Consider the following 21,706-nt stretch of genomic DNA (forward strand, 5'->3'; position numbering starts at 1 on the left):
TATACTGTGTGTGCTGTTTTATATTACAGGTGTAATCTTATACATATATAACGATTACATACTGATTAACAATCGCAACTACATGATCCTTTGTAAGAAGGAGGTGGTGGACATCTATTTGGAAAAGAAGGACAATTTACAGCAGTAGATGCTGCGCATATACCACTATCACAAACACCAGACCCACCTTGTATAGTAGATGAACTATTTAATTTTGAAATGGTTAATTTTTTTAAAGACAGTTTTTTTAGGGAAGGCTTATTTTTCATATTGTTTCTATATTTTATTTGAAAGTTACAAAAAATATACGTTAAGGTAAGGAGGTATATGTATTACGCAGTTTTTTTCGCCTGTAAATTTTTGATATAGTATGAGGGACTGATACCCGTTGTTTTCTTAAAGGCGTCAGAAAATGACTTAGCCGAATTAAAACCTGCTTCTTGACCAATACTCAAAATAGTATATCGTTGTAAAGTGGGATTGGTTTTTAATTCCCTCATCATATAATTGATTCTCAAGTCATTGATATAATGTATAAACGATTTTTCTTTATAGGTATTAATAATCTTGGATAGATATTTTGTATTTGTACCTAGTTTTTTAGCTAATGAAGTGACTGTAATATTGTTTTTCAAAAATTCATTTTTAGTTTCAAAAGCAACTAGTTTTTCTAAGATTATTGTAACTATTGGAGAATCAATATCAAGTTTTTTTGAAGGTGTTTTTAGCGTATGTGATGTTGTATTGTTTGTTTGTTGATTATTTAATTTTGTAATAATAGCTTCAAATCGTTTTTTGTATAAACGATGCTTTCTTAACTGTAGAATGAGTATACTAATAGAAATCAAAAAAAGCGCTAATATTAAAAAGGCTTTTACACTTAATGTCTGATTTTTACTTTCTAATAGTTTAATTAAATATTCTTTACTTTTTATAAGCTCTGGAGTATCAAACTCTGCGTGTAGCTTATCAGTCATATTTATTTTTCTGAGGAATGCAATACTATCAAATCGAATTAATTTATCAGTAATAGCAAGATGTTCTATATGATTCTTGTCTGCTTTATATTTTTTAATAAGAAACTCATATACTTCTCTTACTTCTGGGAGGACTGTATTTGTTTGAGTCAATAACGAATCTACTTTTAAGAAATGATTTTTTGTTGCTTCGGGATTTGAAGATAGCTGTATTTTTCCAAGATAAAATTGTAATAAAATATCATATTTAGAGCCAGAGAGATCGCTTGTATTTATTTGATGTGTAACTTTTTGTAAAAGTACTTCTGCCTCTTCTATATCGTTCTTATAATATAAATTGATCCCTTCGTTTAATGTTGCTATATTAAGATAATAAGCGTCTTTTTCTTGAGCATTTTCCTTAATGATAGTATAATAGTAAGATGCAGAGTCATGCTGTTTGTTATTTCTAAATGATTCTGCCAGAAATACCGTAATCGGAATAATCCCATTATAACCTGATGGAGAATTCTTTTGTTGTAAGATGAGGCTCTTCTTATACATATCAAGCGCTTCTTTATGCTTTCCTATATATTTTTTTAAGCTCGCAATATTGTTATATGAAAAAATTTCATATTGTTCATAATCATATTTTTCAGAAAGGTGTAACACCTTTAGATGTTGTTGAAGTGCATTTTCATAGTCATATTCAGCTTGATAATATATTCCCAAATGATTATATGTAACTATAGAGTATAAAGAATCTACAGCATTACTTATTGATAAGGATTTGTGAATGAGATCTAGCTCGATCTCTTTGGTATCTGCATAATACGCAAGATTATTAAGTACAATAGATTGGCTTATTCTGTCATTTGCTACGACTGCTTTTGTAAGATATGTGTTGAGATATAACTTAACAGCGGTAGTGTCTTGGTAATTTTCTAAGTATCTATCATATAGATATTCGTAATCTTTACCTTTAAGAGAATCTGGTATTTGAAAATTTTCCTCTTGACCAAACGTAGCAATCGTCACAGAGAAGAAGCACCAAAATATCAGATACCACTTCATCGTTAAGCGTATACTTTTTGTATGTCTTTTTAGGGGTGACATTTTTTTTTGCATCTAAAATAGTCAAATCTTATAGACTTCCTTTTTATTACTTATAGATTATAATTTTGAATGATACGCTTTCGCGAAAGCGTACTTAGAAACACCACCTATCTTTTAATGCTTCTAATACCGTACAAACATATTCTAAATGTGATCCCAGAATGAAACAAGAAATATGCTATTGAAGAATATTGAGACAGAATAAAATGCAAAATGCTTACGCTATTTCATTAGAAAATACGTCCTTTATACAACCTAAAAAGAATCCCTTTTTAAAACTGTATCATGACCAAGGAAGAACGTATAGAATCCTCAAAGACTACCATCTTTAAAGCTGTATTTCCCAATACAACAAATCATTATCACACTTTGTTTGGAGGGACTGCCATGCAACTTATGGATGAAACCGCTTTTATCACTGCCACTCGTTTTAGTAGACAACAAATGGTGACAGTAAGTAGTGACCGTATTGACTTTAAAAAACCAATTCCAGCAGGAACGATTGTTGAATTAGTTGGAAAAGTATCGTATTTGGGAAATACAAGCCTAAAAATAAGAGTTGATATCTTTGTAGAAGAAATGTATACGGATTCTAGAGAAAAAGCAGTTTCTGGAGAATTTACATTTGTAGCCATAGATGATCAAAAGAATCCAATAAAAATCAAATAAGGTTTTTATAGAAGAAAACGCAATGATTGAATTTCTAAATAAAGCAGGACATTTCTCTGAGGAAGAGGCAATGCTTCTCCAAGAAGAAGTACAACATCATCTATGTACAAAAAATACCTACTTATTAAGAAAAGGTGAGGTTAGTTCTTCTATCTACTTTATTAAGAAAGGAGCTGTATCTCATCATAGGACAGACCAAGATGGTAATGTACAGATCATTGATCTAAATGTGACGCACGATTGGGTAGTAAATCATACCAGTTTTACTACTAGAAAACCATCGGCATGCGAGATACAAGTGTATGAAGATAGTGAGATGTATGAGTTATCTATAACATCTATTCACAAGCTTATAGCTTTATCACAATCCTTTCTTCAAATGGGTAAAGTTCTTGAAGAAACAACATCGCGGATTCATTTTTTTGATGGAAACTATACTCCAGATGAGAAATATGCACATATCTTAACCCATAAACCAATATTGCTTCAGAAATTTCCGCAAACAATGATTGCCTCTTACCTCAAAATAACTCCAGAAACCTTAAGCCGCGTACGAAAGCGAGTTTCTTAGATTTCTTGATTCAAATCAAGTGTGATTCTACAGTTCCTATATGATATTTGATGTAATAACTAAAACATCACTATTTTATGGAAAATCAAGCATATAAGAGTACAGGAATTTCTCTTGTCGTTGGGTCATTATTAATTATCGCAACAATGGTACTACACCCTTCTGGTGGCAGTATGGAACGTATTATTGCTATTTCAAAAACAATTACGTTTGCGCATGCCTTAGCTATTTTTTGCATGCCTATTGTTCTCTTTGGATTTTATGGATTAACGATGAAACTCATGGATTCTATGAAGTTATCCGTACTTGCTTTTTTTACCTTAGTTTTTGGTTGTATTGCTGCTATGTTTGCAGCCCTCATAAATGGATTGACAGTCCCTTATTTTTTAGGACAATATGCAGATAGATTAGAAAAAAATAGCGTTGTATTAAGCTCTATTTTAGATTATAGTTTTGCCATCAATAAACCATTGGACTATATCTTTATTGTTTCTTTCTGTCTAGCAATAGCAATATACTCTATCGTTATTATACGTACTGATAGGTTTCCTAAATGGTTAGGATATTTTGGGATGTTATTTATCATCTTTGTTACAATAGGTGCTTTGGCAGGTTTTGTATTTACAAGTTTAACTGGATTTAGAATTATTGTATTCAGTCTAGCAGGATGGATTTTGAGCGCAGGTTTCTTAATCGTTAAACCAATAAAAAAAAGAAAAGAGATCCAGTAAACATTATTATATGAGTAAAGAAAAAATTAAACAGACCTATGATGTGCTTGCAGAGCGATATAATGCTTTAATAGATCACAAGCCACACAACGCTTATTATGATCGTCCTAATACATTAGGGTTGATCACAGCACCTAAAGGCAAGAAGATTCTAGATGCAGCTTGCGGCCCTGGAAAGTATGCAGAGATCTTACTTTCGGAAGGAGCAGAAGTGGTTGGTTTTGATATCAGTCCCGAAATGATAAAACACGCCAAAGCACGTAACAAGGGTGAAGGATCATTTTTTGTACACGACTTAGAAAAACCCTTTGATCTGCTTAAGGATAACTCGTTTGATGTTATTGTATGTGCATTAGCCATGCATTATATAGAAGATTGGAATCAGACACTTCAAGAATTTTATAGAGTATTACGACCACATGGAACCCTAGTAATATCTATAGAACATCCATTTTTTGAGTATAACTATTATAAGTCAACACATTACTTTGATGTAGAACCTGTCTCATGTACTTGGAATGGTTTTGGAATGCCTGTTGAGGTGCATAGCTACCGAAGATCACTTCAAGAGTGTATTAATCCTCTAACTAGAAATGGATTTTTGATAGACACCATACTAGAACCAAAACCTGTAGCCGCTTTTGAAGCACTAGACCCTAAACATTTTAAAGAGCTTAATGCCTTTCCAGCCTTTATGTGTATACGCGCTATTAAGAAAATATAGGTAATACCTGTAAATTATGTGTTTTTTCTAGATGTAATTCATATTCGTTTTTATACAGTTTGTCCCGGAAATTCGACATTTCATCAAGCATATCTCAATTTGTTGTAACAAATTAATAGTTATGTCGTCTTTTAAGTATCAATCAATAAATCAAATCATTATGAGAACTGAGAATCAAACACCCACTGAAAACCCCAAAAATTATAGGCGTAATACACTATTAGGTATCTATGTAATTTTAACAACAACATTTGTAAGCGCCTATACACTTATCCAGGTAATGGCAGTGGTTTAATCACCCACTGTACAAATAGGCATAAAATACAAAATCTGCGTACTTGTACGCAGATTTCGTTCTTCATCATAGCAGATTTTTAATGTCTTTTATAACATCAAAAAAGATGAATATTCCCTATCAGTCGACTAGGAATATAGCTCCTTACATAAATAATAAAAAAAAAGTCAATTTGACATCAATAGCGTATTTTAGCATATCTAAAAAATATATGATTATGCGTTATTTATTTCTACCCATTTTATTTTTTATGATTTGTTTTACAAGTTGTAAAGAAGCCAAAACAACCCCACCTGTAGAAGTAGCTACTCCAGAAGTAGCTATAACAACAACTACCTATTACCTTATCAGACATGCCGAGAAGGATCGGAGTGATCCAGAAAATAGAAACCCATCTCTTAAAGAAGAGGGAATTGCAAGAGCACAGCAATGGAGTGAGGTTTTTAAAGATGTGACTTTTGATATGGTATATAGTACCAATTATGCGCGTACTCAAGAAACAGCGACACCTACGGCAAAAAGAAAGGGATTAGAAATAAAGAGTTATGATCCAAGAACACCCTTTGATGCTACTTTTGAAAAAGAAACTTTAGGTAAAACGGTATTGGTTGTAGGGCATAGTAATACAACACCTATGTTTACCAACGCTATTTTAAAAGAAGAGCAATTTGCCCAAATAGATGATACCAATAATGGTAATTTATATATTGTCACTGTTACAGGTGATGAGAGAAGTGCACAATTACTTCATGTAGATTAGTAATTCGTGTGAAATAAAAAAAGGTGATTGAGACATTATTCTCAATCACCTTTTTTTATTTTGTACACTCTTAATTTACAGCAATAGGAGTTACTTTAGGGTTTTCGGTTTCTATCTTAGAAAGTAATTTTAATTCATCATTCTCAAATTGAGTATCTAGATCTGTAAGCGGTGGGAATTGCGTTTTTGGTTTGTAATTACGATAATCTACAAAACGAACTCCTTCTACAACACGCTCGTTATAAGCTTCTCTAAAACGAGTACCTCCTTCATCTACTTGATAATTATACGCAATATAATCTACTGCATAATCTTCGGTTGAGATCCAATACATGTATTGATCTTCAAAATCTTCCCCGCCACCTTCTTCAGCAAAAACGACTTGTACACGATAGTATGATTTTCCTTTTACATCATGGGTATCAATAAGTGTTTTGGTCACCGCAGGATCATTCAGCCCAAATGGTAACACAGAAAAATAGTGTACCGAGTTGACACTGTTGGCATATTTTTGTTGCATACTATCGGGAGTTTGTGTGAGTTCGCTTTCGCGAAAGCGTTTAAAACCTCCATCATTGTATAATACATCACGTTGTTGTACACAGGCTTCATCAAGGCATCTTTCTAAGGTACGTGTCCCATCTTGACGAGTAGCTTTGTAATAATGATCTCTAAATTTAAATTGGATGTTAGAATTCTGAACGGTTGTCCCACCACTATGTGCGATCGCATTGTCTACAATCTCTTGTACATCAGGTGTTTTTGGTGCGCAAGATGCAAGTACGATAATGCCTATAAATGCAATAATACCTACTAGATTGTGTATTGTAAAGAACTTTTGAACATTGTTTTTTGAGCTCATCATGTAGTAAAATATATTAGTATGGATATCCTATTAAATTTGGAAATAGTATTTAGTCTCAAAAGTAGCATTTTCATTACATTTGTGGCAATGTCAAATACCGTAAATATATTAAATAAGAAAGCGCGTTTTGAGTATGAGATTTTAGACCGTCTTACAGCAGGTATTGTACTTGCTGGAACAGAGATAAAATCCATACGAGAAGGGAAAGCATCTATTGCTGAGAGTTTTTGTGAATTTAATGACAGACAAGAACTGTTTGTGATTAATATGACGATTCAGGAATATTCGCATGCGACTTATTATAATCATGCGCCAAAAAGTGAACGCAAATTATTATTAAATAAACGCGAACTCAAAAAATGGCAACGGGAAGTAAATAAAGCAGGACTTACCATTGTCCCACTACGATTATTTACAAACGAAAAAGGATTTGCAAAACTAGAAATCGCTCTAGCTAAAGGAAAGAAAATCTACGACAAACGCGAAGTAATGAAAGACCGTGATAACAAACGTGACTTAAGTCGCATCAAGAAAAACTTTAATAACTAGATAGATTACTAAATATCAAAGTAAGATTTGGGAATTATTAATTATTGAAGTGTAGATTTTATTACTGAAATAAAGACGTGCTATGGCAATTGACTTATCACTTACAGCAGTACCAATTCAAGTAAAAAATATCTTAAGTAAATCTGTTGAGAAGAAAGATTCAGAATACGCAGATGCATTGTTTACTTTACCAAGTGCTTTTCAATCTGATTTTATTGATTTTGGACACCCAGATTGGATAGCATTTAGGAAAGATGCAATTTCCTTAGTGAAATATTATCCTAAGAAAAAGTTTGAAGATAAATATCATTTTGATACAAATCGAATTTATGGCGCTTTGAACTATCTAATTGCTCAATATGAAAACAAAAAAGAATCATCATTTTTTAATGATGGCATACCTGTTGATGAATTGAGAAGTGGACAAGGATTTTTACTTAAATATTGGGATCGAGAAATGATTAAAAAGAAAAAGGAATTGATTGAAAGTATCAAATATGAGGATCTTATTAGGCATTATGATTTTGAGAAGATGTACATGGATGGAGTTTATAAAGTTACCCAAATAGATAAAGATTCTATTAAAACTATATTTCAAGGTTTAAAAGATTTTATAATTAATGCTGCAATATTAAATGGATTTGTAATTGTATCTAAGTATTAAATAACTTTTAAAATTAAGATAAAATTATATTTTAAATACTGATTATCAATAGCTTAAAAAGCTATTTCTTCCCAAAAGATTCACAACTAACATTTTTTTAAGAAGGTAACGTTCTTAAGTATAGTTTCTTTGAAGTACTAACCAATTAACAATCATGAATAAAACTACACTAACACTTTTTTTATCTTTTATGGTATCTATAGTGTCGGCTCAAATTACGGGTACGGTACGAGATGATAAAGGAGAAACACTTCCTTTTGTAAACATATACCTAGATGGCTCTACAGATGGAACGACTACCAATGGTGCTGGAGAATATGAACTCGATGTTTTGAGTTCTGGAGCTGGTGGATCCTATACGATTGTCTTTCAATTTTTAGGGTATAAGACTATACGTGAGCAAATCAATGTACAAGGATCTCAACATACACTTGATGTCATATTGACACCAGAGACAACCTCTCTTGATGAGGTAATTGTTGAAGCTGGTGTAAATCCTGCCGACAGAGTCATACGTGCAACGATTGCCAATAGGAAAATCAATCTCGAAAAACTCAGCGAGTATAAAGCTGATTTTTATTCTCGTGGGTTGTGGCAAGTAAAAAATGCACCCGAAAAGTTTCTTGGTCAAGAAGTAGGGGATTTAGGTGGAGGTCTAGATTCTACCCGTACAGGGATTATTTACTTGAGTGAGACCATTTCTGAGATTGCATACCAACGTCCTAATAATTTTTCTGAAAAAATTATTGCCAGTAAAGTGAGTGGTGATGATAATGGATTCAGTTTTAACTCGGCGATTGATGCCAATTTTTCTTTTTATGAAAACACGATAGATCTTAATGCTCAGATTATTTCGCCTATTGGAGTAAATGCTTTCTCCTATTATAAATATAAGCTCATAGGTACTTTTTATGAGCAAGGAAAAATTATTAATAAGATAGAGGTAACGCCGCGTCGCGCCAATGATCGTGTCTTTAATGGGTTTGTGTATATCGTAGAAGATGAGTGGCAATTGTATGGGGTAGATCTTAATACTAATGGTCAAGCGATACAAGTACCTATAGTAGAGCAACTTCGTTTTAAACAAGATTATAAATATAATGAGGAGTATAAACAATGGGTAAAAATCTCCCAAGTGATTGATTTTAGCTTTGGACTTTTTGGATTTAAAGGGGATGGACGCTTTACGGCGGGTTATAGTAATTATGATTTTGAACCCAATTTTATAAAAGGATCATTTACAAATGAAGTCCTTTCTTTTGCTGATGAGGCCAATAAAAAAGATAGTACCTACTGGCAGGGAAAACGCCCTGTACCATTAACGGTAGAGGAGTCTAGTGATTATCTTAAGAAAGATAGTATTCAGGTTATTAGAAAATCGCAGAAGTATCTAGACTCTATAGATACGAGAGGTAATGCATTTAAAATTTTAGATCCGATTACGGGATATTCTTATGGCAATACCTACAAACGGTGGCGTTTTAGTTATGATGGGATTTTGAATAGTACGGGGTATAATACGGTACAAGGATGGAATAGTTCTACAGGGATTAATTATTTTACTTGGAATGATGATGATTATTCAAAGACGTTATACGCTTTCGCGAAAGCGAGCTACGGCATCTCAGACGATAGATTGCGATATACAGCTGGATTTACACGCCAGTTCAATCAAAAAAATAGAGCTACTTTAAGCGTTATTGGAGGGGTAGAGACTAAGCAGTTTAATCCAACAAACCCCATTACAAATACAGTAAACACTATCGCTTCCTTATTTTTTGAACGTAATTATTTAAAAATATATGAGCGTTCTTTTGTAGATGTGGCCTACTCTCAGGAGATATTTAATGGCTTACGTTTATGGGGAAGTGTAAGTTATGAGGATAGAAAAGGATTGGAGAATACCACAGATCAGACATTTTATCCAAAAGATGATATTGTCTTTTCTAGTAATAATCCAAGAGATCCAGAAAATCTTTTTCCACCAGATCCTACTGGGGTACAGAATCATTCTATTGTAAAAACACAGTTGAGTGCACGTATTAATTTTGGACAGAAATATTATAATTATCCGAATGCAAAATTTAATATTTCTAATGATAGGTACCCTACATTATTCTTAACCTATGAAGGTGGGTTAGCATCAGATAATAGCCGAAATAATTTTACGCAATTAGGTATTCGTTTGCGTCAAGGGTTTGATATAGGAAATAAAGGTCGTTTTAGATATAACTTACGAGGAGGAACATTTTTAAACTCGGCAAATGGAGCGAGTTTTATAGATTACCAACACTTTAACGGAAACCAAACGAGAGTGACGCTAGATGGTTCTAATCTGAATCGCTTTAATCTTTTACCATATTATGAACGTAGTACCAACAAAGCATATTTTGAAGGACATGCAGAACATAATTTTAAAGGATGGATTCTCGGGAAGATTCCTGGAATTAACAAACTTAATTTTAATCTTGTTGCTGGTGCGCACGTATTAAGTACCGATGGTACAACTCCCTATATGGAATATTCTATTGGACTGGATAATATAGGTTGGGGGAAATTTCGTTTCCTGCGTGTAGATTATATACGTTCTACAGGACTAGGTTCAAATGATGGTGCCTTTGTGTTTGGGATGAGTTTTTAAGAATAAAGAAAAGAGATGTTATGTATGATCGTTTCTAGTGAAGTAGATCTGAGGTAACATTAATAAATGAGTTTTTTTTGATTAGCCTATTATGCTAAAACTCTTGGGTGTAGTAGGCTTTTCTATTTTTCTACTGGAGAAAATAGGAGTACCGTATCATAATCGGAGAGTTGCATTGTCTTTTCATAGTGCAGTCCGATCTTGTGTAAGAGTGCGATAGATGCACCGTTTTTTGGATCTGTAATAGCGATCACTTTGTTTATTTTTAAAGTGTGTTTTGCGTGTTTTAATGTTGCAGATGCCATTTCAAAACCATAGCCTTTACCGGCATATTCAGGTAGTAAAGCAAATCCGATGTCTATATCTTCAAGTGTATCTCTATTGACCAAACCACACATCCCGATAGGGTTTTGTGTGTCTTTTAAGGCAACTAGCCAAAGACCATATCCATGGTTTGTATAACTTTTAATAAGGCTTTCTGTGATGAACTTCTGTGCATCTTGCGTAGTTTTGACATTACGTTCTCCAATAAACTCTATCCAGCTTGGTGTGTTTACAAGCGTGATAATAAACTCCGTGTCTTGGAGTGTAAACTCTCTTAGAGAGAGACGTTCGGTTTCTAATATGATCGTTTTTGACATGGGAACCACGTATCGTTGTTAAATAGGTAATGCTGTTGTGTACGCTTTCGCGAAAGCGTATTTATTATCATATTTATTTTTTTTGCCTCACTATCTTTTTAAGAATTGCAATTTGTCCTAGATGGTAATGTGTATGTTCTACAATGCCTTGAAGGTTTCTATAATAATTACCATATTTTGGATCTGCAAAATCTTTCCACACAATATCATCAGGAAGTTGCTCTATAAGAGATGCAAAATGATCTGCAGCTATATATGTTTTTTCTAAAAAAGTGTCCCATTCTTCTTTAGATTGGATAGGAGGGTGGTCAAAACTATATTTATCCTTTCCTTCTAGTGGGCCACCTTCTAGTACTTTTGTGACTGTATCTACATAATAATGGATATGATAGGCAAGGGTTGCGATGGTATTGCAATCATATACTTGGGTTATTGCTTCTTGCCAATTAACATCTGCAAGTTGATCTTTAAGATTGGACGATGTCCAGTTTCCAGAAAAATAGACGTCTCGAAGATGCTTTGCAATGTGTGCGGTAGTTGCCATTGGATTGGATATTAAAATTATGGTAGTACATTTTGTGATTCCCATTGTAATGCAAAATCAGCTTCTCCTGTAGGGATTGTAGTATTATTTCCTCCTTGAATAGATAGTAAGTCAATATTTGTTAATAGAATATTCTTACTTATTTGGATAGATGTTTTGTTATCTTTTTCCATAATAATGATTTTTTTTGTAGTTCTAAATTTACGCTATTTAATCATTATTTTACGCTGTTAAGGTTTTTAATAGTACTATATATTAGATTATCTCTAAGATAGAAATAACCATACGTATTACATGTTTTTATGATGTTTTCAATTTCATCCAGATTTGATTTATTTTTAAAAAAATGATCTTCGCTTCCATTTTTAAAAGCTTTTAATCCTAATTCAATTAGTGAGGATACAATAGGTGTATCTGTATTGCTTAAAATGATGCCATTGTTTTGTCCTATAGCTATCATTAATGCTTTACTAATCTCGATAAATCCTTCTTTTTCTACAGATGACCTTAATGGAAGTGCTATATTATTCAAGTTCTCAATAGCTCTAAACAAATCTTTATTAATTTCTGATGTAGTATCATTAAACACTTGTTCTCCTATGTGATTTATACGATTCCACAGTCTAGAAACTTTTTTCTTGGTATCATCAGAATGAAGCCATTTTGAAATAATAATTTCAGAATGCCTTTCTCTCATGGCTCTGATTGCCATGTCCTTAATAACTGAGATATATGTGTTTCTTAAATTATGATCATTTCCATTTCCGAGATTTTGTTTTATGATATCATAGGTGGTTTTTAAATAATATAATGGTATAAAAACGGATAGTTTAGATGTGTTAAGGATTTCCTGTCCTATGGAATTATATTTTTCAAGATCGTTTTTAGAGATAGCCTTTAACTCTTCTATATATTTATTTTTGATATCTATATGACTATAATCTGAATTTGAGAATTCTTTTAAATAGGTGTCGATTACAATTCTCTTCTCACCTATAGCAATAAGTACTGTTTTATCTTTTTTAGAATAATCAATGACCAAACCTAAATTTATGTTTTTTATGGAATCATTATCAAGGTTTGATTCAGCTAGCATAGCAATATTTGAGGTTTTTGACCTAACAAGATGATAGCTATATCCTTCTGTTGGATGTACTACTGTTTCCTCTTCTAGTTTTTTTATGTATTCTATTGTTATTGTTTTTCCGTTGTGTAGACTATCAAATTCTGTAGTAGCCAATTGAGTATGAATAAAAGAACTTTCAGTATCAATATGAATCTTGAGTTTTTTATCATATTGCCCTCTAACAATATGCTTAATTAATTGAATTTTAGTAATTCCATTGAGAGGACGAATCCAAGAAATATCTTTATAATTGACATAATGTAATGTCATATCAACTTGATTGAAAATGATAATTCCTTCATGATTTTCAATAGAGACAGGTTTTACTAACTCACAATCAAGATCTTTTTGTTGTTGAGAATCTATAGTAGTTTTATCTATATCATTATTTTTATTACTATGTACAAATTGAGATTTTATATTAATACCATGAATAAAGTTTTCTTCGTTTTGTGTGATATAGAATCTATTTCTTAAGAGTTCACTTAATGATTTTAATACACTAGAATCTGTAATTACTTCCTTAGGAATATATGGTATTAAATCTTGGATTCTAAAATTTAATAAAAGAGGACCTGATTTTAATAATAATGTATCTTCATCTAGTTTCCCTAAAATAATAGCTACTATAACATTTCTTTTATTACTTATTTGAGGAACTTTATTTAATTGATAATCCCTTGATATATAAATCTCTTTTATTGTGTCATTTATAGAATCTACAGTAACTGGAATATAACCTCCAGCGGTATCAATGAGTTGTTTTACATGCTCTGTGGTAAACCATTGATTTAAAAAAGAATCTTCTCCTTTAACTATAATTTTATAATCTATATACAGATGTGTAGTAAGTCTAAGGGTGTTATTTTCTATATAAAGAAGCGTTGTACAGGATGTTATATTTTTTATTTTATCTACTCGACTATGGTAATTACTTGTAGTATCTATTGCACGAATTTCTTTACGATCTGTAGTCTGATTTTTTCTATGTAAAACTTGTGGGATTTTAATTTCGAATTTGCCTTTTCCAAATTTTAATAAACCCATGTTAGATTGTACAAATGGTAATATCGCTTTTTCGTTAAAAGAGCTTCTTCCTGAAGGAATCCATTCTAATACTTCAACGCTGTCTAATTCATAGTTATAATAATTAACAATTTTTAATTTCAATTTTAAACGATCTCCAGTACCTAATAACCCTTTAGGAATATTATTCATTCCTAATGTTGAATTCTTAAACTTTAAGTAATCACTTTGAATTTCAACAATTCTAGTGGGTAATACTTCTATAAATAATTTATTTTCATATTCGCAAACAATAGTTACATCTGTGGTTCTTTCTTTTTGATTTTTAAGATGATAAACAAGGCTTGCCGTAGGAAGGCTTATTTTAGATAATTCTGTTACATCTATTTCTTTTTTATTTGAGTGAAAAGGGAACCTAAAAGTCATATTATCTCTTCTATTTAAAAAAGAGGTAATTATACTATTATTGTATCTTTTATTAGAGATAGATACACTCTTCCAATGATCATTTTCCCAAATTTGTGTTGTTTGATCTATATAACGCCAACTTGAATTTAAAAACTGTTCTTTAATAATTGAAAATTGCTTTTCTTGAAAAGAAAGTTGACTTCCCCATATTTCATAATTTTTATTAGAAAAATGAACGAGAAGTGAATTATTTTTAGTTACTAAATAATTATTCTTAAATAAAATTTCAACTTGTTTATACCTGAAGTTTTGATTAATATCAACCTTTGCTACAAAGTTATTAATCAAGGCATTTTTATCTTTTTGTTGTAGGAAGTGTACTAGTTTATGAGTCTTCTTAAGTTTAAGTTCAATGTTTGCAAATTCTGATGCGATAAAATAATCTTTGGTATAGAAAGAGTCATCTATACTATTTGGATCAATATCATGGATGTCATTTTTAGGAAGAATACTTATGAGTTTTGTGCCTTGAAAAAAACGAATATCGGATGGAATTACCATTTTAAATATAATGCCATCTTTTTCTTTCTTTATTTTTACTACATCTCCATGCTTAAAATATTTTTTATTGATTATACCAATTTCTATAAAAATGCCAGGTTTTAATTCAACTCTATATTTATTACGATGCCTATCATGATTGATAACTACAGCTGTAATGTTTCCTTTCTCTAACATTCCGTTTAAACTTGATTCATGTCTAATGGGCATATTAAAGCGACCGTGACGTATTGTATCTCTTGTTCCTATTAAAGAAAAATGATACTTACCCTTATTGTTATCATAGCTTAAATGGACTAAGAAAAGCTCATCTTTTACCAACTCAGATGTTTCTTTACTTTTATCTAGACGCTCATTATAAAGTGTCATTAATGTATTAGCTTCTGATGAAAAATCTCTTTTTTTTATAAAACAATTTTCTAAAAAATCAGTAGATACATTATGCTCAGGTACATTGTCTAATAATGGAAGTATTTTTAATTTATAAATATTATTTTCATAATAAATGTTTTCAGCTTTAAAAAACATTAATTTGTTATGTAACGTATTAGTATCATTACTTAATTGGACGATATTAAACTCGATAAAGCTACCATTTGTTTGTTCTTCTACTTTTGCATACAATATAATCTCATCAGTTTGATAATGTTCATTTTCTAAAATTTCCTTAGATTCTTCAGATAACTTAAATACTTTCCTTTGGTTTTTATGAACATTATTTGTCTTTAAATCTGATCTAGAATTTGTAGATACAACTTTTATGATTTCTTTTGTTCTTGAATTTATATGCAACGTATGAATTACATTTTTACGTAAAGATTCGTTGTATATTCTGCTTGTGAAAAAGTCAATTTTGCGAGTAGTTATCCACTTATTAGAGTTTGTATTTTTATCATAGTCTATCTTTATGTTGGTAAATTTATCTCCATAAAATATTATAGATTTATAATTTGCAATACTTGTTGTATGAATTTTAATTTGAGTTTCGTCTAAAATAATGACCCTGCCATATCCAAATTCAAAAAGATATTCTTTGAGTTCTGTAGTTGAATTATAATAGAATTTGTAATCGTTAGTGTCATATATACCAATATATGTTAATTGAAAGCGTTTTTGCTCCTCTGCATTTAATCTAGAAAACCATTTTGAAAAACTTTGTAAATCATAAGGTTTTATTTTTGATGTACTAATATACAGTCCATTTTTCCAGACCCTTAATTCTAAGAAAGCATTATAACCTTGATCATAGTCTTTAAAAAAGGTAGAGTTATACGTATTAGGTGATAAATGTGATATGTTTATTTGGCTACTTAATGTTTTTGGATGAAACGTTTTAACCCATTTGGTGTTTGAAGAAGTTGGTATTCTTAAATCAGCTGGTAAATAGTAATCTATTAACGTAATATTTCTCTTAGCGTCAATTTTTGCTTTAAGATTTGGTTTGTCTAATTGGTTATAGTCTAAAAATGCATTTAGTTTTTCTGAATTAAGATCATGTTTTTTGGGAGGTTGTATTGGTTCTTCCGGAGGTGTGCCAGTTCCTTTCTCTGGAAGCTTTTTGCCGTTTGATGACGGTGTAAGAGGTTCTGATTTTTTTTGAGGAATTTTCTTTATTACCTCTATAAAGGGGTTCCAAGAATATTCTGATATATCAAATACAATTTCCTCTTCATATATTGGAGGATGATTGAAGTCTATATTTATTTCAGATGAGTATAGATTACTTACGTTGTTGTTTTTTAAATTGGCTACCCATTTATTTTTTTCTTTGTTTTTATAGATTGTTTTTATAGTAGGTAATAGATCATGTTTTATGGTTATATTTTCTTTTAATTCGGAGAAGAGTTTTTCTGACATTGACATTTTTGTGCCATCATCATTAATCGTGAAGTATAGAATTAATCCTTTAGTTGCATTTTTAATTCCGCTGTATTTTGTCCTTATTACTTCAAAAATATGATCAATATTTTCTAGAGTAGTGATTTCATATTGATTCTTTTCTATAAATACATTTTTTCCAATAGCATATGACCATAAGTCACCTTTTTTACCAGTGATAGGATTTGTATAGTTATTATATAGTAATACAAATCTTATTTCTTTTTTAGGGTCGGTGATTTCACAAATAAATTCAAAAAGACTTAATGGATATGGATTTGATACCCCAGATGCTATTTGATACGTAATTGGAGTGTACTCAGTATCATTATGAATGTTTTGTTTAATACCAATAATATCTACTAACCATTGAGAATCTTCATGATTTTCTATTTCTTTTTTGTAAGAAGATTGTTGTAAAAAGTCTATGGAATTCCATTTGCCAGTGGATGCAACCTTTATTTTGATTTTTTTATTATTGTAGGTTTTTGCATAATCCTTTTTTTGTTTAAATACAATATTCGTAGAATAATTATTTCTATCATGATAAATAGCCTGTAGTTGATCTACGTTTTTTAAATATTTATCAGCATCAGTAGTTATAGGCTCTTGGTTAAAATGATTTTTTTCCCCATAAAGAAAATGAATTAATGTTTCATTATTTTTAATTAAGGAGTCCTTTATCAATGGATTTTTTGAAAAGTTTAGCGCCAAATAAGTTAATTTTTTTTGAATAAATGCTATCTTATTTTTTTGATATAAAGCATTGTATGGAGAAGTTATAAGCCCTCTTTCTGTTGTTTTGTTTTTAAGTAATGTATAAAAACCATAGATTATTTTTTTTTGTAATAATTGTTGTTTTAACTCATTTTTAGAGGTTGTAAATAGGGTGTCAAATAATAAATCTATATCATAAATGCCGCCATATTCTAATATTAAGTATACTATTAATTCTCTAATAATATCATTTTCAGATTTTAATAAAAGCTTGTTATTTAAAGAATGAATTAACTGTAACCTAACATAGCGGTCTAATTGTACTTCATGAAATACAGCAGATAATTCTTTTTCTAAATCTTTTAAAGAGGTGTCTACGGTTTCTTCATATTCATCATAAATATTTTCTTTGTTTATAATATAGATAATCCTAATTGCTTTATGTAATAGGAGACTACTTCCATTTTTATTTTTGTTTGGTGTATTAATAAGTCTTTTAAGTTCTTCTTCAGTAGAAGCACTTAATAAACACCTAGGACTTGAAGCAGTAAGGTCTAATTTTAATGGAGAGTATTCAATCTTACTATAATCAGAAATATCCTTCTCTGAAGAAGAAAACGAATGTAAACAACTTAATTGGTTTTTAATAAAAGTGGCGACACCATAGAACTTTTTACCCTGAAGATTTTTTAGAGAGACTTCATGATTTATAACAAGTTTTAGAACACCAATTTTTTTATTTTCTATTTCATCAGAAAGATAGGTTTGTGTGATCCAAAAAAAGATTGAATTTGGTAATATAACATTAAAATATAAATCAGAGTAGTTACTACTACTTAAAAGCTGGTACCCTTCTGTAATAGTACTCGTTGTTTTATCATAAAACCATTTATATACATTTATATTGGGTAAAGATGAGATTCCTTTAATTCTTTCGTAAAATAATCTTTGAATGCTTATCTGTTTTTCCGACCCATAGCAAACAATATAAGAGTTATCTCTATGACGACCTTCTTTTTTCATATTGAGCATAGTATGATATGCTTTATGATCTCTATTTTTAATATATCCCCAATATTCTTTATGAAATCTCATACTAATAGTTGATAATTTCAATAAAGTTTCAAAAGTTTGACTGTTACTAATTTGATTAAAAGACAAGTATTGAGTCCCTAAATATCCAAAAATAGAAGTTCTAAAATATAAGAATGGATCTTCACTATTTTGAAACCAAGTTGGATCATTAAAAAGAATTCCTGGCTTGTTTAGTGAAATTCGAGGTAAAGGAGAGTATACTTGTTTTTTTATTTCATCTATAGTAACATCAATGTGATTCTCATTTTTCCATTTATAAATGTTTTTTAAACTATAAATGGCTGTTACGTTTTGATTTTCTATTGGTAAATTCTGAAAATTAATGTTATGTTCAGGCTCAATAATAGTAGATGCAAAAAATTCTAATGATATTTTTGGATCTCTTAAAAAAAACGTGTTTAATAAATTAAATTGCCAATATGTTATTTTTAATGCCTTTTTTCGAAGAGAAAAACTTGTAGTGGTATTTGATTTGATAGGTTCTTTAAGTTGTTGGAAATAATAATTATTTTCATCTTTATTTCTTTCTGATAGCCTATTAAATAAAACCAAATCATAAAATTCTTCTTTTATTTTACTAGTGATTATGTGCGATTTATCGTTATTGTTTTTTTGATTACCTATCTCATCTATCTCATCTATCTCATCTACTTCATCATTCTCGTGATCATCTATATATTCTTCTTCTATATCAAAATATTGAGCATCAATGATTAACTCTGTTAAATCTGGATTTATGTGTATGTCTCTATAGCTAACATATTTAAAAATCTGATCATTAATACCGCTTTTATAATTTTCAAAATCAATTAATCGTATGATTCTCGCTGCAATTATAAATGCTAATCTTCCATACTGATATGAATATGCATTGTTTATTAAATTTTTGAGAGGATTGTTTTCTTCTTCTTCTTCCTCATATTCTGTTTGGAAGTCATGTTTAAATTCAAGATTACTTTTTAAGTTTATATACAAATAACTTAATAGGACAGTAGTTTCCTTGTATTGATAAATATCTTGGTAGTTATCTAACTTTTCAGATTCGTTTATTTCACTTAGTTCTTTGTATAATCTATGGTGATTTTTGTTTTTTTCATTATAAAGATTGTGAAAAGAGCTTGCATTTATTTTAGCTAAAAAATCAATACAAAAATCATTGATTATTTTCCTTGAGAACGTATCCTTAACTTCAAATAATACAGTTAAGATTTGTGGGTATGCATATATTTTATAGTAATCGTCTAATAAGTTGAGTTGCTCAATGGCAGATTTTAAGGCATTATGATTTGTATTCTGCCAATTAATAATGTCTAAGCAATTTAAAAAAACATTTGCTTGCTCAAATGGGCATTCCATGCTTAGTGTAAAATGCCAATCTCTTAGTGGATTAAATTTCATAGATATATAGATTTTCTTCTAAAAAGGATGATTCGATATATGCATTTTTACTATCGTCTTCCTTAACAAGATGATAGGCCAATCTTAAATCTGGACTTTGTATTATTTTTGATAATTCATCTTCAGAAAATGGAGATGTTATTGATTTTAAATATTTTATAGCAGGATTTAGATTTTTAGAATTAATAGTATCTATTAACCTTTTATTTGTTTTTAGTAAAAGCCAAAATTCTTTTCGATTTGTTGGTTTTAAATCTTCATTCTTATTTGGTTCTATATATTTTATATAGGGGTAGGGATTAGGTAATTTATTCTTTAATATGATATAGAATTCAGGTTTGAGGTTCAAAATTTTATTAAATGCAGTAAGAAAAATAATTCTTTTATTTACTTGTAAGAGAGTGGTGAATTCTTGAGTGTTTAATTGATTTAAAAATTTTTCTAAAAGATTTAAATCTGTTTTTATTTGCTCGTAAATATCTGATTTCGATGCTGTTATTTTTTTAATAAAAACTTCCTTTTGACTGTATTCTGTAAATGTGAAGAGAAGTTTTAAAAATTGATTGATTAGTCCATTTTGTTCTATTTTGGAATAAAAAATTGTATCCTTTTTATAAAAATGATTAAAGTTATTTGAATCTATTCCTAGGGTAGATAGTAAGTTACTAGACGTGTTTAAAATCTTTAAAATATCTTTTAAAGGTTTTTTATTTTTATTTTCTACTTTACTATCAGTAAGTAATCTTATTTTATGCTTCTTTGATTTTAGAGATAGGGATATTTGAGCGGCATATATTTTTGATATAGCGATACTTTTTAAATTGAAGCATATAATTACATTATATCCTTGTAAATCATTTAATCTAGATTTTAGACATAGATAATCATCCTCATTTTGAATGTTTATAAAAAGTGAATCTTGATCACTATTAGACTTTTCAATGTTTTTTTCCCAGTTTCGAGTTTTGTATCCTTTTTCAGAGAATTGAATATAATTTTCTAATTCTTGAAGTTCTATAAATATGTCTGGGCTTCCAATCCATATATGAACATAATTTAATCTATTAAAAACAAGGTATTTTAAAACATTAATTTCCAGTAAACTTGTAGTGAATGTATCGTTAATAAGATATCCTTTTCTGAATACTGTTTCTATATTAAGATTAATCTTAGCTGTATCTAATTCTTGAGTTATACTGGGAAGTTTACTTGAGTTTTTATTAATGTGTTTAATTATTTCTTTACAATACTTTTTTCTAGACTTTTTGTTAATATTATACGATTTGTATATATACTTCTCATTTTTTTGTATAAAAACCTCTTTTTTAAATTGAGCTAATTTCTCAGGGCAATAATTAGAAGTAAAGAAAGGTTTATCATCATATTTCCCTATATAATATGGTATTATTGTTATATTATTTTCCTTTGCTTCTTGATATTCTAAATGAGTAATTGAAAGATCATTCTTATAAATATTTTCACTATAAGTGTCTCCAATAAGTAAAATCATCATAGAGGATTCTCTAACAGCTTCCATCGATCTTCTTAAAGGGCCTTTAATATGAGCTTCATCATCATCTAGGTTAATTATCTGAATGTTGTAATTCCCTTCCTCATTATATTTTTTGAATTTAGAATCTATGATCTTTCTTTCTTCTTCAAATTCTTTAAATCTTCCAGCTAAGAATACTTTCATATAACACTTCGCATTAAATTTAATGTCAGATTAAATAACTACAGGCTAAGCTATTAAGAAGGAATAATGTATGGT

At 30.0% G+C, this 21,706-nt stretch carries 16 protein-coding genes; 8 read left to right on the forward strand and 8 right to left on the reverse strand.

Features of this window, described 5'->3' with window-relative positions; translation table 11 throughout:
- Positions 1-65: 65 nt before the first annotated feature.
- Positions 66-269 carry a hypothetical protein gene (locus ABJD27_RS04035; RefSeq protein WP_348170693.1) on the reverse strand — a complete coding sequence of 68 codons (204 nt, stop codon included), beginning with the start codon at positions 267-269 and terminating at the stop codon, positions 66-68.
- 63 nt (positions 270-332) lie between these two features.
- Positions 333-2,030 (reverse strand): helix-turn-helix domain-containing protein, encoded by a 1,698-nt coding sequence (locus tag ABJD27_RS04040; protein WP_348170690.1) that lies wholly within the window; start codon positions 2,028-2,030, stop codon positions 333-335.
- A gap of 327 nt (positions 2,031-2,357) precedes the next feature.
- Here ABJD27_RS04040 and ABJD27_RS04045 point away from each other — a divergent pair, with 327 nt between their 5' ends.
- The 5 genes from ABJD27_RS04045 to ABJD27_RS04065 all read left to right on the forward strand — a co-directional run bounded on the left by ABJD27_RS04045 (position 2,358) and on the right by ABJD27_RS04065 (position 5,822).
- Positions 2,358-2,741, forward strand: a complete 384-nt coding sequence (locus ABJD27_RS04045; protein ID WP_348170687.1) for an acyl-CoA thioesterase — start codon at positions 2,358-2,360, stop codon at positions 2,739-2,741.
- Positions 2,742-2,763: 22 nt separating this feature from the next.
- Entirely contained in the window at positions 2,764-3,312 is a 549-nt protein-coding gene (locus ABJD27_RS04050; RefSeq protein ID WP_348170684.1) for a Crp/Fnr family transcriptional regulator, read from the forward strand.
- A 77-nt stretch (positions 3,313-3,389) separates the two neighbouring features.
- The gene (locus ABJD27_RS04055) at positions 3,390-4,043 is read left to right on the forward strand and encodes a hypothetical protein (protein WP_348170681.1); all 654 of its coding nucleotides are present in this window, start codon (positions 3,390-3,392) and stop codon (positions 4,041-4,043) included.
- Positions 4,044-4,053: 10 nt separating this feature from the next.
- Positions 4,054-4,767 (forward strand): class I SAM-dependent methyltransferase, encoded by a 714-nt coding sequence (locus ABJD27_RS04060; RefSeq protein WP_348170678.1) that lies wholly within the window; start codon positions 4,054-4,056, stop codon positions 4,765-4,767.
- Positions 4,768-5,279: 512 nt separating this feature from the next.
- The gene (locus ABJD27_RS04065; RefSeq protein ID WP_348170675.1) at positions 5,280-5,822 is read left to right on the forward strand and encodes a phosphoglycerate mutase family protein; all 543 of its coding nucleotides are present in this window, start codon (positions 5,280-5,282) and stop codon (positions 5,820-5,822) included.
- A 70-nt stretch (positions 5,823-5,892) separates the two neighbouring features.
- Here the strand turns inward: ABJD27_RS04065 and ABJD27_RS04070 are convergent, their stop codons facing one another.
- On the reverse strand, positions 5,893-6,687 hold the full coding sequence (locus ABJD27_RS04070) for a DUF6503 family protein (protein WP_348170672.1): 795 nt from the start codon (positions 6,685-6,687) through the stop codon (positions 5,893-5,895).
- 87 nt (positions 6,688-6,774) lie between these two features.
- Here ABJD27_RS04070 and smpB point away from each other — a divergent pair, with 87 nt between their 5' ends.
- From smpB to ABJD27_RS04085, 3 genes are all read left to right on the forward strand, one after another.
- Positions 6,775-7,236, forward strand: coding sequence for an SsrA-binding protein SmpB (gene smpB / locus ABJD27_RS04075; protein ID WP_348172018.1), 462 nt, complete (start codon positions 6,775-6,777; stop codon positions 7,234-7,236).
- A gap of 82 nt (positions 7,237-7,318) precedes the next feature.
- The gene (locus ABJD27_RS04080; RefSeq protein ID WP_348170670.1) at positions 7,319-7,900 is read left to right on the forward strand and encodes a DUF1877 family protein; all 582 of its coding nucleotides are present in this window, start codon (positions 7,319-7,321) and stop codon (positions 7,898-7,900) included.
- A gap of 154 nt (positions 7,901-8,054) precedes the next feature.
- Complete coding sequence (locus ABJD27_RS04085; protein WP_348170667.1) at positions 8,055-10,541, forward strand: DUF5686 and carboxypeptidase regulatory-like domain-containing protein; 2,487 nt, start codon at positions 8,055-8,057, stop codon at positions 10,539-10,541.
- A 122-nt stretch (positions 10,542-10,663) separates the two neighbouring features.
- Here ABJD27_RS04085 and ABJD27_RS04090 read toward each other — a convergent pair whose 3' ends face one another.
- From ABJD27_RS04090 to ABJD27_RS04110, 5 genes are all read right to left on the reverse strand, one after another.
- Positions 10,664-11,182 carry a GNAT family N-acetyltransferase gene (locus tag ABJD27_RS04090; RefSeq protein ID WP_348170664.1) on the reverse strand — a complete coding sequence of 173 codons (519 nt, stop codon included), beginning with the start codon at positions 11,180-11,182 and terminating at the stop codon, positions 10,664-10,666.
- A gap of 73 nt (positions 11,183-11,255) precedes the next feature.
- Positions 11,256-11,726, reverse strand: coding sequence for a DUF1572 domain-containing protein (locus ABJD27_RS04095; protein WP_348170661.1), 471 nt, complete (start codon positions 11,724-11,726; stop codon positions 11,256-11,258).
- 17 nt (positions 11,727-11,743) lie between these two features.
- On the reverse strand, positions 11,744-11,899 hold the full coding sequence (locus ABJD27_RS04100; protein ID WP_348170658.1) for a hypothetical protein: 156 nt from the start codon (positions 11,897-11,899) through the stop codon (positions 11,744-11,746).
- 44 nt (positions 11,900-11,943) lie between these two features.
- Positions 11,944-19,935, reverse strand: coding sequence for a hypothetical protein (locus ABJD27_RS04105; protein ID WP_348170655.1), 7,992 nt, complete (start codon positions 19,933-19,935; stop codon positions 11,944-11,946).
- Positions 19,925-21,631, reverse strand: coding sequence for a DUF4062 domain-containing protein (locus ABJD27_RS04110; RefSeq protein ID WP_348170652.1), 1,707 nt, complete (start codon positions 21,629-21,631; stop codon positions 19,925-19,927). Before ABJD27_RS04110 ends, ABJD27_RS04105 begins: the two co-directional genes overlap by 11 nt.
- Positions 21,632-21,706 lie beyond the last annotated feature (75 nt).

The sequence above is a fragment of the Dokdonia sp. genome, from assembly GCF_039945015.1.
Lineage (GTDB): Bacteria > Bacteroidota > Bacteroidia > Flavobacteriales > Flavobacteriaceae > Dokdonia.

Coding starts and splice junctions, on each gene's coding strand:
- ABJD27_RS04035 (WP_348170693.1), bottom strand. CDS start 269: ATGAAAAATAAGCCTTCCCTAAAAAAACTGTCTTTAAAAAAATTAACC.
- ABJD27_RS04040 (WP_348170690.1), bottom strand. CDS start 2,030: ATGAAGTGGTATCTGATATTTTGGTGCTTCTTCTCTGTGACGATTGCT.
- ABJD27_RS04045 (WP_348170687.1), top strand. CDS start 2,358: ATGACCAAGGAAGAACGTATAGAATCCTCAAAGACTACCATCTTTAAA.
- ABJD27_RS04050 (WP_348170684.1), top strand. CDS start 2,764: ATGATTGAATTTCTAAATAAAGCAGGACATTTCTCTGAGGAAGAGGCA.
- ABJD27_RS04055 (WP_348170681.1), top strand. CDS start 3,390: ATGGAAAATCAAGCATATAAGAGTACAGGAATTTCTCTTGTCGTTGGG.
- ABJD27_RS04060 (WP_348170678.1), top strand. CDS start 4,054: ATGAGTAAAGAAAAAATTAAACAGACCTATGATGTGCTTGCAGAGCGA.
- ABJD27_RS04065 (WP_348170675.1), top strand. CDS start 5,280: ATGCGTTATTTATTTCTACCCATTTTATTTTTTATGATTTGTTTTACA.
- ABJD27_RS04070 (WP_348170672.1), bottom strand. CDS start 6,687: ATGATGAGCTCAAAAAACAATGTTCAAAAGTTCTTTACAATACACAAT.
- smpB (WP_348172018.1), top strand. CDS start 6,775: ATGTCAAATACCGTAAATATATTAAATAAGAAAGCGCGTTTTGAGTAT.
- ABJD27_RS04080 (WP_348170670.1), top strand. CDS start 7,319: ATGGCAATTGACTTATCACTTACAGCAGTACCAATTCAAGTAAAAAAT.
- ABJD27_RS04085 (WP_348170667.1), top strand. CDS start 8,055: ATGAATAAAACTACACTAACACTTTTTTTATCTTTTATGGTATCTATA.
- ABJD27_RS04090 (WP_348170664.1), bottom strand. CDS start 11,182: ATGTCAAAAACGATCATATTAGAAACCGAACGTCTCTCTCTAAGAGAG.
- ABJD27_RS04095 (WP_348170661.1), bottom strand. CDS start 11,726: ATGGCAACTACCGCACACATTGCAAAGCATCTTCGAGACGTCTATTTT.
- ABJD27_RS04100 (WP_348170658.1), bottom strand. CDS start 11,899: ATGGAAAAAGATAACAAAACATCTATCCAAATAAGTAAGAATATTCTA.
- ABJD27_RS04105 (WP_348170655.1), bottom strand. CDS start 19,935: ATGAAATTTAATCCACTAAGAGATTGGCATTTTACACTAAGCATGGAA.
- ABJD27_RS04110 (WP_348170652.1), bottom strand. CDS start 21,631: ATGAAAGTATTCTTAGCTGGAAGATTTAAAGAATTTGAAGAAGAAAGA.